The sequence below is a fragment of the Limnobacter sp. UBA7229 genome, assembly GCF_002473065.1.
Taxonomy (GTDB): Bacteria; Pseudomonadota; Gammaproteobacteria; order Burkholderiales; family Burkholderiaceae_B; genus Limnobacter; species Limnobacter profundi.
Genome location: NZ_DKTN01000002.1, coordinates 14,811 through 28,483, shown reverse-complemented (window position 1 = coordinate 28,483; position 13,673 = coordinate 14,811). Strand labels below are relative to the sequence as shown.

The window sequence follows — 13,673 nt, the reverse complement described above, 5'->3', positions numbered from 1 at the left end:
ACAACTGTAAGCGCCCTCACAATCAAATCTCAGTGATACGGAGAATGGATTGTTGGATCGAGTCGATAACCTACAACTGGTCAGTGGACGATTGCAGGATGTGTTCGATTGCCAACAGCGATCCTACCGGGCCAATCCCCACCCCACCAAACAAGAACGAATCAGCAACCTGGATTTGCTTGAAGAAATCATTCTTCGCAATGAAGAGGAGTTGCTCGATGCAATGTCTGAAGATTTCGGCCATCGTTCCCGCCATGAATCCACCATGCTCGATATCGTCAGCAGCCTGTCTGCTGTCCGGCACAGCCGAAAGCACCTGGGTTTGTGGATGAAGGTGCGCAAAGTGCCCACGCCCTTGCAGCTTCGCCCGTCGGTTTCTTACATCAAACCCCAGCCCCTGGGCGTGATTGGCATTATTACTCCCTGGAATTTTCCGGTGTATCTCAGCTTTGCGGGCCTGGCCTCAGCGCTGGCCGCGGGCAATTGCTGCATGCTCAAACCCAGCGAGTACAGCCCAAGAACTTCCGCGTTGATGGCCCGTTTGCTGGAAGGCAATTTTGGCGAAGAACATGTGGCCGTGATCGAGGGTGATGAAACTGTTGCAGAGGCTTTTTCTCGCCTGCCTTTTGACCATTTGTTGTTCACAGGTTCGCAAAGGGTAGGGCGTCTGGTGGCCAAGGCGGCAGCCGAGAACCTGACCCCGGTGACCCTGGAAATGGGGGGGAAGTCCCCCTTGATTGTTGCGCCCAGCGGCAATGTGGCGCAGGCCGCTGCATGTGCTGCGCACGGCAAAATGATCAATGCCGGGCAGGTGTGTGTTGCACCCGATTACGCCATGGTGCATGAAAGTCAGCTCAGGCGTTTTATTTCTGAGGTGAAGCGGGCTTCCCACAAGCAGTACCCTACCATTCGAAACAACCCCGATGTGTCATGCGTTATTAATTCCAGGCACATGGAACGTTTGCGCGACCTGGTCGAAGATGCCCGAAAAAAGGGGGCAGAAATCATCGAGATTAATCCGGCTCACGAGGTGTTCGAGCCAGCAGCCAAAAAGTTTCCTTTAACCCTCGTCATCAATCCAAGTGCGGATATGCGCGTGATGCAGGAAGAAGTATTTGGCTCCATTCTGCCAATTCTGGCGTATCGGACACTCGAGGAGGCTGTGGCTCAGGTGCAATCCAAAGAAAGAGCGATTGCGCTTTATTTGTTTGCCAGCAAACAGGCTGAAAAGGAACTGGTATTGAGTCAAACCGTGTCTGGTGGTGTTACTGTGAACGATGCCATGTGGCATGTGCTGAACGACCACATGCCCTTTGGTGGGGTGGGTGCCAGCGGCATGGGTGCGTATCACGGCTTGGTGGGTTTCAATGCAATGTCTCAGCTTAAACCTGTTCTGGAGCAATCCAGATTCAATGCGGCGCCCCTGCTGCGCGCTCCCTATGGCAAAGTGTTCGAAAAAGTTGTTACAGTATTGAAAAAAATCGTCTAAGGGGAATTGCGCATGCGTCGGGTGGTCTTCAACCAAAAAGGTGGGGTTGGCAAATCCACCATTACCAGCAACCTGGCGGCGATCTCAGCCAACAGTGGCTTGAAAACCCTGTTGATCGATCTTGATCCGCAAGGCAACAGCACCCAATACATCATGGGTCGCGGTTCGGCGCCTCTTGAATATTCCTTGGCTGATTTTTTCGATCAAGCCTTGAACTTCAAAATTCGCCCCAAAAAAAGCGCTGAATTTGTGGTTGAAACACCCTATGAGAATCTTGATTTGCTCGGTAGCCACCCCGCACTTGAAGAGCTACAGGTGAAGCTTGAATCTCGCTACAAAATTTTCAAGCTGCGCGAAGCGCTCGATGAACTAAAAGGTCAATATGACCGTGTTTATATCGACACGCCCCCCGCTTTGAACTTCTTCTCGCGCTCTGCGCTTATTGCGGCTGATTCAGTGCTCATTCCTTTCGATTGTGATGAATTCTCTCGTCGCGCCTTGTACAACCTCATGGATGCGCTTAATGAAATACGCGCCGACCACAACCCCGCGCTTGAGGTGGAGGGCATTGTGGTCAACCAGTTTCAGCCCCGCGCAAGCCTGCCGCAAAAATTGGTGGCTGAATTGTTGGAGGAGGGGCACCCGGTGTTGAACACCTGCTTGTCCTCTTCCGTGAAAATTCGTGAAAGCCATGAAGCGGCCAAGCCGATGATTCATTTCATGCCCGTGCACAAGCTTAGCCACGAATTTGTGGCCATGCACACTGAGATCGAGGCGGCCGCTGCAAAGCGCAAAAAGAAAGTGGCGTAATCTTCTTCAAGCCCTTTCTGTCATATCCCTGCAACCTGAGAGCTGCACAATCACACTTTGACGTCAATTCAATGTGAGTGTGTTCAATGCGCCAAGCCATGGTTTGGGTTAACAAGCTGGGTGGGCAATTCAAAGCGGCTCGCCAACAGCGCCTTCAGAAGAAACTCCAGAAACGCCTGGGGAAACTGGTTTCCTACGGCCTCTCTTAAGGGTCGCCTCAGGAGTATCTACAATCCTTCAGCCTGACCTGTTTTGCTCAAATCCCTAGGTCCTTCCCAAAACCCCCTGCTTCGCAAACTCGCACGGGGGCTGGCCCGCTTGTCCAGCTCCATGGGCTGGTTGTCAGTTCGCTATCCCACCTACACACTTGAAGACCGGCTGCAACAATTCAAGGCTTTAAGCTTGCCGTTTCCTGCGGGCACATTCATTCGATTCAACGAATTTTTTGTGCCCTACGTTTTTTCTGGTTCGGACCGCGATGGTGCTTTCGCACTGGGCACAATCACAGAGTTTCAACGTGGCCCGCAGTTGCAGTTCCTGAAGCGCCTTGCTCAAGGCCGCCTGGCTGAAATGGGTGGGCGTGGCTTTGTCGACATGGACCACCTGATTCGCTTGCTCAATTTTGGCCGTGCCGCACCTGAGATTTGGTCCAATATGCCCAAAAGCAGCCAGGAATGGGTCGAAGGCTTTGTGGCTGGGTTGAACTGTGTTCAAGCCCAGCGCAAGCGTGGGGTCGATGAAAAGTTTTTGGGCATTCAACCTGAACCGTACACCCCTTTGGATATTTTGCTGTTTGGGCGGCTGGCGGGCGCCGATGTGAACTGGCCTATTTATTTCTCGCTGATTGAGCATCGCCTGTCGGGTGACTTCATCGAATGGTGGAACCGGCTTCGCCGAGTGGGGGCAGGTGTGTCCACCAGTTTCGACAGTCCGAATTCCGGCAAGCCCAGCACAGCCCAGCAAATTGGCGAGTTTCTGAATAGTCTCTCTCGTTCTGGCAGCAATTCAATCGTGGTACATGGCACACGCACACAAAGCGGCAAGCCGCTCATGGTGAACGACCCCCACCTGGGTCAGCACTTGCCCAATGTGTGGATGATGGTGGGGCTGCGCACGCCCACTTACCAGTGTGTGGGTTTGATGTTTCCGGGCGTGCCCATACTGGGCCTTGGGAGAAACCCAAACCTGGCTTGGGGCGGCACCAATTTGCGTGCCGCATCGTCAGATCTGGTGCGCCTGGACGACAGCACCTTGCACAATACGGCCGAGCAGGTGGTAAAAATTCGGGTCCGCTTTTCATGGTCTCGAACTCGAAAACTCAGGTTCTCCCCCCATGGCCCTGTGCTTACAGATTGCGCGGCTTTGGGGCGTTTGTGCGGCAAAGACAACCTGGCGTTGCGTTGGGCAGGGCACTGGCCTACCGATGAAATCACCAGTTTTTTGCAGGGCATGCAGGCGCAGAAGGTAGAACAGTTGCAGCAAGCCATGCATGGCGTGGGCGTCACTCCGCTCAATGTGCTGGGGGCTGATACGGCTGGAAATATTGGTCATGTGTTGGCAGCCACCTTGCCCAAGCGGCCCGGTTTCCCGGAAGACGATTGGGTATTGGCCGAGTCCATGGCCAGTGAACACTGGTCGGTGCAGGTGTGTGCCCGCGATTTCCCCAGTGTGATCAACCCGGCTGCTGGTTTTATTGTGTCTGCCAACAACCGGCCTTCAGAGGTAACCGGCTTGGGGTTTCTGTTCAATGGCGACGATCGCGTCATGCGGGCACGGGCTTTGTTCAATTCTCAAAAAAGATTCACTCCACAAACCCTATTGGCTCTGCAACTGGATGTGACCTCACCGCTAGCCGATCAATTGTCCAGTCAACTGGCTGAGTTTTGCCGCCCCTACTTGCGCAACAGTGAACAGGCTGTGTTGTGCAATTCAATTGATTTGTGGGGCGGTGCCTACACCGCCGACAGTTTTGCCGCGCTTCAATTCGAATTTTTATTGGCTGCGTTGGTAAAGCAACTGTCAGTTTTGCGCTACGCGGGCCGAACACCCAGCCTCATGGATCAATGGTCTTATCTGTCAGCCTGTTTGATGGAAGACCTTGAAAATCTCACCGACGCGGAGCGGGTTAAAATTGTGTCGCTGTGTGTAGACGAGGCAAACCGCAAGGCTCAGCATTGGCAACTTTGGGGTAATTTGCACAAAATCCGCTTGCGTCATGTGCTTGGGCATGTGCCTTTGCTGGGTAAGTTGTTTTCTTCGAAATCGTTTCCTGCTGCGGGTTCCCGGGAAACCTTAATGAAAAACGCACACAACTTGATTCGGGGTTTTGATGAGACCAGCTACGGTTCTCAAAGTCGGCACCTCTCCGACCTTTCCGATCCCGATGAAAATTATTTTGTGCTGCTGGGTGGGCAAGACGGCTGGGTGGGAAGCCAATTATTGACTGATCAAATTCCCCTGTGGCAGACCCGGCAGAGCATTCAAATGCCGTTGCGGCCAAGCCGCATCGAACAACTTTTTCCCCACTGCATCGGCAGGTTAGAATAAATTCTCGATATTGCTTTAATTTCCTATTGCACAGGATGTCCACCCATGAAAACCATCATCATTAGCAGCCGCAAAGGCGGGGCTGGGAAAACAACGCTTTCCTTGAATCTTTCTGCCTTGGCCAGCCAGCAGGGCAAAAAGAAAGTGGCTTTGCTTGATCTGGATCCTCAGGGGTCCAGCCGCTTTTGGGATTCATTGCGTGAAGCCGATTATCCAGATGTACGAAAGGTGGGTTTCAATGACATCGTGATTGCGCTTTCCGAACTTGAGGACGAGGGCTATGACTATGTGTTTATTGACATGCCCCCCACAGATAAAAAATGGGTCAAGGACGCCATGGAGCATGCTGACCTGGTGTTAATTCCCACCAAGGCTAGCCCGCTGGACATTCACAGCGCAAGCAGCACACTAGAGTGGGCATCAGACGCTGGTAGTAAAGTAACCTGGGTCATCAACGGTGCTTCGGTGTTCAGCAGCACCCCGGAAATCGTGTTTGAACAGCTCAAGGCCACAGCCAAGATTTGTCGCACTATTGTGCATGAGCGAAACGACTTTGTGATCAGTGTCGGCTTGGGTAAATCGGTCAATGAATTCGCGCCGAATTCCAAATCGGCTGCGGAAATTGACAGTTTGTGGCGGGAAATCAAGGCCATGCTCGGCAGGGCCTGATCTCGAGGTCGAAACCAGGGCCTGCACCAAAAAGGGCCTTTTTTCCTCTGTGTTTCTGGCACCTTAATTGCTAAACAACTTCCAAATACCAAAGGGAGGGGGCAATGACAACGGTGCTTATCGTCGATTCAAACAAAGACTCACGTTTGGCGCTAGAGGCTCAACTGGCCGCATCAAACCAGTTTGAGCGTGTTCTGTCCAGTTCAGGATTGCAGCTGGCTGAGAGTTCAATCCAGCAATATGAAGTAAAAGTCATGTTGATTGATGCGGAGCAAGCCAGTCAATCCCCGCTGCTTCACCAAATCAAGGCCAACAATCCCGAATTGGGTGTTGTTTTGCTGCAAGGCAAAACAGGTGTTATTGACGCCGCCACTTTGATTGAACTGGGCGCGCATGCGCAAACCTCTCCGCTGGCTGCTCCCATGGAAATCATCGCCAGTGTGGCCAAAGCATTGGTTGGTCGCCTCAAACCCAGCAAACGAATACTTGGTAAGTTCCTCAAAGACAGCAAATAAGCCGGTACTGAAAACACGATCTGAATGCAGATTTCCCGCCAGCTTCGGATATCAAATTGATGGTTTTTCATGCAAAATCAAGCTTGTTCGCCATTGCAGCATTGACATGTCCACACAACATTCCAGGTCCGTTTTAGTGTCGTCCCGCCAGCGCGGAGCCATGACCATTCTCACAGTATTCATCATGCTGATGACCGTGGGTGCCTTGGCCGTGTTGGGTTTGGGGCAAGTGGTGTGGGAGAAGGAGGAAGTGCAACGTATTGCTGATCTGGCCGCCAAGGCGGCTGCCAGCGACATTGGCAACGCCCCTCAAGGCTTCACCGCGGCTGTTGATTATGCAAGGCGCAATGGCCTTGACGACAGCACTGACAATATCTCGATCAATTGCAATGTCAGGGGCACAGATACCTTGCTGCCAGCCAACGCTTGCGACCGTTCCGTGTTGGTGCGTCTGGTGCGTAATGTGCCCGCTGCGTTTCTGGGCACAGAACCGGTTGTGGCCGTGGCTGAAGCCACTGTCACCCCGGTGATCTCGGGTTTGGTGGGTACCAATTTATTGGCTTTGAATTTGAATGGATCAAGTTTGTCACCCTTGATGAGCGCCATCGGTACCGAATTGCGCTTGAATTTGTTGGGGTTTCAGGGCCTGTTGGCGTCAAACGCCCAGGTGGACTTGCTGCAATTGGGCGTTGAGTTGGGCGTGTTTGGAACTGGTGATCAACTGGACATGGCGCGTTTATTGAACACCGAGGTTACCGCTGCCCGCCTGCTGGATGCTGCATTGAGTGTTGCAGGTCCGGAGGCTCCAGTCATTGCAATTCCTGGCAATGGTCCGGCAGACACAGTCGACTTTTTGCTCAGTGAAATATTGTCCGCGGATACCAGTGGAGACTCCGAGTTTGCCGGCGCCTCGGTTCGCTTGGGTAATTTGGCCTTCGCCTCCAGCTTCGCCGCGGCAAGTGGGGTGGGTGGGAATGGCATTCGCCTTAATTTGGGTAACACCCTGAATGTTTCAGTGCTGAGTCCCCCCCAGTTGTTTGTCGCTACCAAGCGGAACACGGATGGGAGAGTAATCGCTACGGCACGTACAGAACAAGTTGCGGTTTCGAGCCGAATTGGTGTGCTTGATTTAACCGTGACTGCCGGTGGTGGCTCCGTCGATATCAAAGACATTGACTGCAAGCTGCCTCAGTCCGATTCTTCGGTTGCAGTTGATCTGGATTCGACCCCAATCGCTGCTGCGCTGCGCTTGCCCTCTTTGCCTCTGTTGGGGCAACGTACAGTGAATGCGAATGTGGGCAGTGGCAGCGCAAATGATATCGCCATGGTGGGCTATCCAGATCCAACCGTGACCACTTCCTACAGCTTTGAGGCTTCCCAGGGCGTTGGCAATTTGCTGACCAATTTGAATACCGGTGTGAATGCCCTGAACGGAATTCTCAACGTACTCGCCACTAACCCGGTTTTGCGGGCTGGTTTGAACTCGTTGGGCAGCAGTCTTGATGAAATTCTTGAAGTACTGGGGCTGGAAGCCAATGAAGTTTATGTTCAAGTCGATAACATGGATTGCTTCAACACGGCAGTGCTGACCCGTTGAGTTACACTTTCCCCTACATCAACAAAAGTGGGGCACACTCATGGGCGAACAACGGGTTTGGTACGGGCTTCAAGCGGGCTTGGTGGTTTTTTGGCTGATCGTTCCATTGGTCGGGTTGCTGGGTTTTCATGTTCCCTTTCTCACAATTTTTGCAGCCATCATCTTGCTGGCGCATGTGCTTGAAATTCCGTTGGCCATCAACCGTTTGCGCGCACTCAATCTTCCTGTGGGCAAAGTGGTATTGAAAACACTGGTGTTTGGTTTCACGTGGTGGCTGCCCTTGAGCAAAGGCTACACCAAAGAATAAAAAGATCGTACCAATCTGATTTTTGCCTTATTTCAGGCGAATCACTTTGAAGCCATCTGGCAGCCTCGGCTTGCTGCCAGGTGGTACCCACACATAACCAATTCCATCAGGCTGCTCTTTCAGTGTGGCAAATAGCTCTTCCTTGCTGTCCACCTCAACTGGGGGGGTACCTTGGCCCGTGTATCGGCGTACATGCCAGTAGCCCGTGTAGTCCAGTTCGTTCAAATTCATGATACGTTGTAAAAACTCATCACGATCCGTGGTGCCCGGGGCTGTATTCACCGGCGTCAGGCGGTGCCCATTCACCTGGCTTAAACGGCCTTTGTAAATGCTGCGCAGTTCACGAATCGCGATTTCATTCACCGGGTGGCTTGCCGACGACACCACATACACCTCAGCCGAGGCGGCACCAACCACCCCCAACATCAAATACAGGGCAATTGATGCAGCGGCCTTCACAAAACTGGTCGTGCGCGCAATCATTGCCACACCCAGTTGTAAGACACGCTCAGGAAATTGAACGTAGTGTTGGGAATGCGGTTGTCAGACAACTGCGGTCGAGTATTTTTTTCCACCACATGTTGAATTTCTGCTTTGAGCGAGTCAGATGCACTCAGCGCATACTTTCCACCAATCGCGATCGAGTACTGGTCATCAAATTCGGAAATGAACCGGCCCAAGCTGGTGTAAATCGCATGCTGCCCACCAATTTTACGAATCAGTGTAAGGTTGCCACCATGCTCTTCAAACTCGGGAGTGTCCACGATAATAACTTGTGGTCCAAAGTCAGGAATTACGCCTTTGTTGGTGGATGAAAATTCGAGTTGGCTTAATTCCGCACGAAGCGTGTAGCGTTGCCAGTCGTACTCTGCACCCAAGTTGGTGAAATGTAGTCTCGCATTGAGCGAGCCTCCAACCACCCGTCGCCCGTTGAACTGGCGTATTTCCCGATCCAGCTGTGATTCATGATGTGCAAGTTGCAATCGGTATCGGTCACCATCTACACCGATGACAAAACCGGCCACTTCATATCGATTGGTTGGAAAATCTGCGGTGGTGTTGGATAAGCGTTGAATAATATCCCTGTTGCCAGCGATTGCCTGCAGTCGCCAATAACGGCCACCAGTGTCTTCAAACTGGTAGCTCGCTGAAAATCCATCTGTGCCAAGAACACCCGCGTTGTAGTAGATTTCGGGGCTTAAATTCGCGGGTACATAGGTTTGGCCAACGTCCAGATTCTCGGAATCCAGATAAAAATTCAGTCGCTGGCGGCCAACCTTAAAGCTCCAGTTGTCATTGGGCTTGTAGGTGACGAAAGCCCAGCGGGTGTCAATTTCAACGTCTTCGTCGTTGTCCAGCTTCGGTGCAACAACATATTGAACGGTCGCACTGAGTTGGGGATTGAACTTGACATCCAGCTGCGCCCCCAAAATCGAGTTGACTTTGAAGGTGCCGTCTTCGTTGATGAATCGCAGGTATTTCTGCTCGTTGTCGCCCAGTGTGTATTGAACAGTGCCGAATCCGCTAAGCGAATAATCCACCGCCATGGCCTGCCCATGGGCGAGCGCAAGGCCCGTGGCGAGTACCACGGCCTTTAGCAATTTGGGCAATGTGAGGGCAAGGTTCAAAAGCAGGCTCAGTACATATTATTTTTTGATTGCGCCCATTATCAGGTGCTCGATGGCCTGAAAACAATCAAAGACCAAGGCGTTCCGGTTTCTTTGTCGACAAAAGGCGACACCAATATCTCGCAGGGTACATGCGCACCATTGTCGGTTTCATAACGGGTTTTGATGGTCAGCTTCTCTCGCTTTAACAGGGAGACCAGCAGTTTTCTGAAGTCGCGCAGCGGCAGGCGGTCCGCAATCAAGGGGTACGGGTTACGGCCCAACCACTTTGCCACAGCTTGTCCGGTTACGTTTTCAAATGCCGAGTTCAGGTAAATGCACTGAAAAGAAGTGGCATTGCTGCCAAGGTCATTGGTCACCATAATCACTTCATTAATCTGCTCAATTGCAGAGCCCACCATGAACAAATCCCGGTACATCGCTTTGCGTTGGGTAATGTCTCGCAGCAAAATAGTCAGCCCGTCTTCCCGAGGCAAAAATTTCAATCGCAACCAACGATTGGTTCGAGTGTTGAAAAATTCAAAATCTCCTGTCGTGCCCTGCCGTCGAAGTTCGGATTGGCGTTTTCGAAACTCCAATAAGTCCAATCCTGGCAACACATCGGCAATGGCTGCCTGGTGAATGAAGGTTTCTTTGCCCAAAATCAAAGGCCGAGCTTTCGCATCCATGGCCTCAACCTGCAAGGCCTCATCCAGTTCAAGCGTGCCGTCGGTCAGGGTATTCAGTACCTGGTTGAGTGCTGTGCTTTTTCGGGACAACTCCTGCGCCAGGTGCTTGGTGTGGGTGATGTCTTCAACCGAGCCGTACAAGCCACTGCTGCTGCCCAGGCCGTTGCTAATGGGTTGAAAGCTGAAGCGAAACCAGCGTTGCCCAGTGAGTCTTTCGAAGTTCACCTCGCATTCAATGTGGGCGGCCTGGCGGTTGTTGATGCATTCGATCAAGGTCGATGCCATGTTCTTCCCGGTCAATCGGGTCAACAGTTCTGTCAGCTCAAAGATACTGCCCAAAGGCAGCTCGGTGGCTTTGCAGATGGCTTTGAACTGATCGCTCACCTTCAGCAAACCGCTGTCGACATGGTAAAACCAGGTGCCCAAGCCTCCTAGTTTTTCGGTCATCCCCAACAAGGTTTGGTCAAACAGATTGCGGTCGACCATCGTCGATTCATTCACCATCTTGGTGTACTGAAGCACCAGTGCCTTGCGGCTGGTTTCAATTCCGGGGGCGGGGCGGTCAATCACAAAGCGCGCCCACACGGGTTTGCTGTCAGGTAGCCTGATTCTGGCGAATGCTTTTTTCTTCAGGCGCGTTCCCAATACCGTTTCCATTTCCCGAACTAAATTTTCCCTGTCTTCCTCATATATAAAATCGAGAACCGACGGGTTGTCTTTCACCCGGTGAAGCTCACTGTCGTCAACTTGTCCAAGTTGCACTAATTTGAAGTTCAAATCCAACACCAGTTTCCCTCGAGTTGATTCCGCAAGAAAACTCAAGGTGTTTGTTTTCAAGGTGTCCAGGGGGTTGGGGCGGCCTTGTACGGCGGTGCGCGGCAGCTGTGCAGCCACAGCAATATTTTGTAGCAAGCCCACCGTCAGTGCTTCACCTTCCTCTTCGGGGGTTTTGTAGGTTCGTTCTTTCAGGGTCAACAGCCGGCCATTGGGCAACTGGATTTGATATTGAAACACCTGGCCGTTGCCAAGTTCCCTGGCCAGTTCAACATCGTGGAGGTGCTCTCTCACAATCAAGCCGTTGAACCAGGCCCAACTCACCCTCGGGCTGTGGCTTAAGCAAAGCCAATCCTCCAGGTTGGGTGACAATGCAATAAAACTCTCGTCGCCGTGTCGTCTCCAGCTTGCATAGGATTGTTCATGGCCTGCAAAGTCGCTTCTATGTCCATCCTGGAAAATTGGCTCTCGTGAATAAGCGCCCTGTGCCTGTTGTTGTCGGTTGGCCAGCGATACTTCCACCAAGGCAGCCATCGATTTCGCCATTTTGATTTCAGCACTGCTCCAGGTTCTGGGGCTTGTGTCGATCAGGCAGAATGAACCTACTCTGGCACCCGTGGGGGTTTTGATGGGTACGCCCAAATAGGCCCTAATCCAGGGCGACCCGGTCACCAGCGGACTGTCTTTCACGCGTTCATCCTGGGTGCAGTCCGGGATGACCATGGGTTCGTCCTTCTTGATTGTGTGGGTGCAAATTGAAATATCGCGCGGGGTCTCGTCTGCATGCAGGCTGTTAAAGCCACGGCGAGCCTTGAACCATTGGCGGTCCGAGTCGACAAATGAAACAATGCAACTTGAGCAATTGAAGGCAGATACGCCCAAATCAACCACCGCCTCAAAACCCTCCTCGGGTTGAGTGTCAAGAATCGCAAGTTGATATAGCTCGGCCAGTCTTAAAGCCTCGGCCACCTCATTGGGCTTGGTCATCGATCCATTCGTGCGCAGTGTGGCGTTGTGAAGCAGGGCGTGGCGCCAGTTTTGATTTATTTCTTGTGGAACAAGTGTAGCAGCTAATGAAAGCGTTGAAATGCACTTGGAAAATACATTAGGAGGCTCCCCTTTTGTGGTGTACCAGGCAGTACAAGGGGTGGGTGGTGGCCGAGGACAGAATCGAACTGCCGACACAAGGATTTTCAATCCTCTGCTCTACCGACTGAGCTACTCGGCCACGCGTTTTCGGTGGTGTTCACTACCGAAGCCCGCAAGTTTATCCGAAACTTTGACGTTGCGCAAACAACAAATGCAAAATCGCTGTAGCATGTTCAATAATTAATAAAGCCAGTCCTCCCGACCCATGAGCAATCTTACAAGCGTGCAGCCTCTACAAACGTCCAGCTACGATGTGGCTATTATTGGTTGCGGTGTGGTGGGGCTGGTTGCTTCTCTGGTATTGGCCAGTTCTGGTTTCAAAGTGCTGGTGGTTGGAGCACGTCCGCCCCAGTTTCAGCCCAATCCCGATCAGCGATTCGATCCCCGGGTTTTTGCCTTGTCACATCGAAGCCAACGCGTGCTTGACCGGCTAAGGGTATGGGACAACATTCCCAGCGAGAAAGTGCAGCCCGTCACCGAGATGCAGGTGTGGGGCGATTCCAGCGGCGATGCGCAGGGCCATTTGCGTTTTAACGCGAGTGACACTGGGGTTGACTACCTCACCTGGATTATTGAGCAAAGTTGCCTCTTCGATGTGTTGTTCTCAGCCATGCGCTACCAGCCCGGCATTGATTGGCTTGATGCAAGGGTAGAGGGCCTTTCCCGCGAAAAAGAGGGATGGGCCGTGGTGACCAACCTGAAAACAGTGCGTGTTCCCCTGCTGATCGCCGCAGACGGTGCGCAAAGCCAAACCCGCAAGCAGGCTGGTCTCGATTTCGCGCTTGATGACTACAGTGCTGAAGGCGTGGTTACCACCTTCGCCATTGAGAAGCCGCATCACGGGGCTGCACGCCAATGGTTTGCTGGCGATTCCGTCTTGGCCATGTTGCCGCTGCCGGGGCCACATGTGTCCATGGTGTGGTCCATGCCCTTGTCGCAATCCCAGGCGTTGCTACAACTCAGCCCGGCAGACATGGTCAATCGTGTGAAGTCCCTCTCGGGCGCCGCGGTTCAAGAACTTTACGGTGATCTGGTGCTGGTGGGTAAAACTTACGCATTTCCGCTCAAGCATGGTGTTGCGCCGGTTTGGTTCGACAACGGCGTTGTATTGATGGGCGATGCCGCTCACGTCATTCACCCCCTGGCGGGTCAAGGTCTGAACCTCGGGCTTGAGGACGCAGCCGAGTTGGCCAATTTGCTCACCTCACGCAAGCGCCTTCTGGCCGTGCAGCGCCTGGGCCTTGCTGACGAGCAATTGTGGCGCGCCTGGGAGCGTCGTCGCAAAGCGGCTTGCACGCCTGTGCATTTTCTTACCGATGGCCTGCACACCTTGTTTCGTCTCGACCTGCCAGGTGCTGCCTGGGTGCGCAACAAAGGCATGCACCTTGTCAACCAATTGCCCATGCTCAAACGTTGGTTGTCCCAACAAGCCATGCGCTAGCTGCAACTGAAAAGTCCTGGCGCAATGAACAAATTGCCTTCAAGCGTGTCCTAACTACAATTCATCATTTTTACCCAAG

General features: G+C 52.7%; 11 protein-coding genes and 1 tRNA gene. 8 read left to right on the top strand and 4 right to left on the bottom strand.

From position 1 onward, the window contains the following. Positions 1–49: 49 nt before the first annotated feature. The 7 genes from B4C79_RS00330 (at position 50) to B4C79_RS00300 (ending at position 7,934) form a co-directional block, all read left to right on the top strand. Complete coding sequence (locus B4C79_RS00330; RefSeq protein ID WP_291762182.1) at positions 50–1,489, top strand: coniferyl aldehyde dehydrogenase; 1,440 nt, start codon at positions 50–52, stop codon at positions 1,487–1,489. Between the two features lie 12 nt (positions 1,490–1,501). Then, positions 1,502–2,299, top strand: a complete 798-nt coding sequence (locus B4C79_RS00325) for a ParA family protein (protein ID WP_291741353.1) — start codon at positions 1,502–1,504, stop codon at positions 2,297–2,299. A gap of 318 nt (positions 2,300–2,617) precedes the next feature. Beyond that, on the top strand, positions 2,618–4,846 hold the full coding sequence (locus tag B4C79_RS00320; protein WP_291751196.1) for a penicillin acylase family protein: 2,229 nt from the start codon (positions 2,618–2,620) through the stop codon (positions 4,844–4,846). 45 nt (positions 4,847–4,891) lie between these two features. Then, positions 4,892–5,515: a ParA family protein gene (locus B4C79_RS00315; RefSeq protein ID WP_105027316.1), complete on the top strand. Its 624-nt coding sequence runs from the start codon at positions 4,892–4,894 to the stop codon at positions 5,513–5,515. Between the two features lie 104 nt (positions 5,516–5,619). Then, positions 5,620–6,030: a response regulator gene (locus B4C79_RS00310; protein WP_291741346.1), complete on the top strand. Its 411-nt coding sequence runs from the start codon at positions 5,620–5,622 to the stop codon at positions 6,028–6,030. Positions 6,031–6,190: 160 nt separating this feature from the next. After that, positions 6,191–7,627, top strand: a complete 1,437-nt coding sequence (locus tag B4C79_RS00305) for a pilus assembly protein TadG-related protein (protein ID WP_105027314.1) — start codon at positions 6,191–6,193, stop codon at positions 7,625–7,627. A gap of 40 nt (positions 7,628–7,667) precedes the next feature. Further along, positions 7,668–7,934: a hypothetical protein gene (locus B4C79_RS00300; protein ID WP_105027313.1), complete on the top strand. Its 267-nt coding sequence runs from the start codon at positions 7,668–7,670 to the stop codon at positions 7,932–7,934. A gap of 27 nt (positions 7,935–7,961) precedes the next feature. Here the strand turns inward: B4C79_RS00300 and B4C79_RS00295 are convergent, their stop codons facing one another. The 4 genes from B4C79_RS00295 to B4C79_RS00280 all read right to left on the bottom strand — a co-directional run bounded on the left by B4C79_RS00295 (position 7,962) and on the right by B4C79_RS00280 (position 12,232). Beyond that, a complete protein-coding gene (locus tag B4C79_RS00295; protein ID WP_291741337.1) occupies positions 7,962–8,417 on the bottom strand; it encodes a hypothetical protein in 456 nt (151 codons plus the stop codon). Beyond that, a complete protein-coding gene (locus B4C79_RS00290; RefSeq protein WP_105027311.1) occupies positions 8,414–9,562 on the bottom strand; it encodes a hypothetical protein in 1,149 nt (382 codons plus the stop codon). The genes B4C79_RS00295 and B4C79_RS00290 overlap by 4 nt, the downstream gene beginning before the upstream one ends. Positions 9,563–9,603: 41 nt before the next feature. Next, positions 9,604–11,991: a GAF domain-containing protein gene (locus tag B4C79_RS00285; RefSeq protein ID WP_291762179.1), complete on the bottom strand. Its 2,388-nt coding sequence runs from the start codon at positions 11,989–11,991 to the stop codon at positions 9,604–9,606. A 165-nt stretch (positions 11,992–12,156) separates the two neighbouring features. Next, a tRNA-Phe gene (locus tag B4C79_RS00280) sits at positions 12,157–12,232 on the bottom strand. A gap of 126 nt (positions 12,233–12,358) precedes the next feature. On the opposite strand from B4C79_RS00280, the gene B4C79_RS00275 reads away from it, so the two are divergent. Further along, positions 12,359–13,594 carry an FAD-dependent monooxygenase gene (locus B4C79_RS00275; RefSeq protein ID WP_291739964.1) on the top strand — a complete coding sequence of 412 codons (1,236 nt, stop codon included), beginning with the start codon at positions 12,359–12,361 and terminating at the stop codon, positions 13,592–13,594. Positions 13,595–13,673 lie beyond the last annotated feature (79 nt).

Coding starts and splice junctions, on each gene's coding strand:
- B4C79_RS00325 (WP_291741353.1), top strand. CDS start 1,502: ATGCGTCGGGTGGTCTTCAACCAAAAAGGTGGGGTTGGCAAATCCACC.
- B4C79_RS00315 (WP_105027316.1), top strand. CDS start 4,892: ATGAAAACCATCATCATTAGCAGCCGCAAAGGCGGGGCTGGGAAAACA.
- B4C79_RS00310 (WP_291741346.1), top strand. CDS start 5,620: ATGACAACGGTGCTTATCGTCGATTCAAACAAAGACTCACGTTTGGCG.
- B4C79_RS00305 (WP_105027314.1), top strand. CDS start 6,191: ATGACCATTCTCACAGTATTCATCATGCTGATGACCGTGGGTGCCTTG.
- B4C79_RS00300 (WP_105027313.1), top strand. CDS start 7,668: ATGGGCGAACAACGGGTTTGGTACGGGCTTCAAGCGGGCTTGGTGGTT.
- B4C79_RS00295 (WP_291741337.1), bottom strand. CDS start 8,417: ATGATTGCGCGCACGACCAGTTTTGTGAAGGCCGCTGCATCAATTGCC.
- B4C79_RS00285 (WP_291762179.1), bottom strand. CDS start 11,991: ATGACCAAGCCCAATGAGGTGGCCGAGGCTTTAAGACTGGCCGAGCTA.
- B4C79_RS00275 (WP_291739964.1), top strand. CDS start 12,359: ATGAGCAATCTTACAAGCGTGCAGCCTCTACAAACGTCCAGCTACGAT.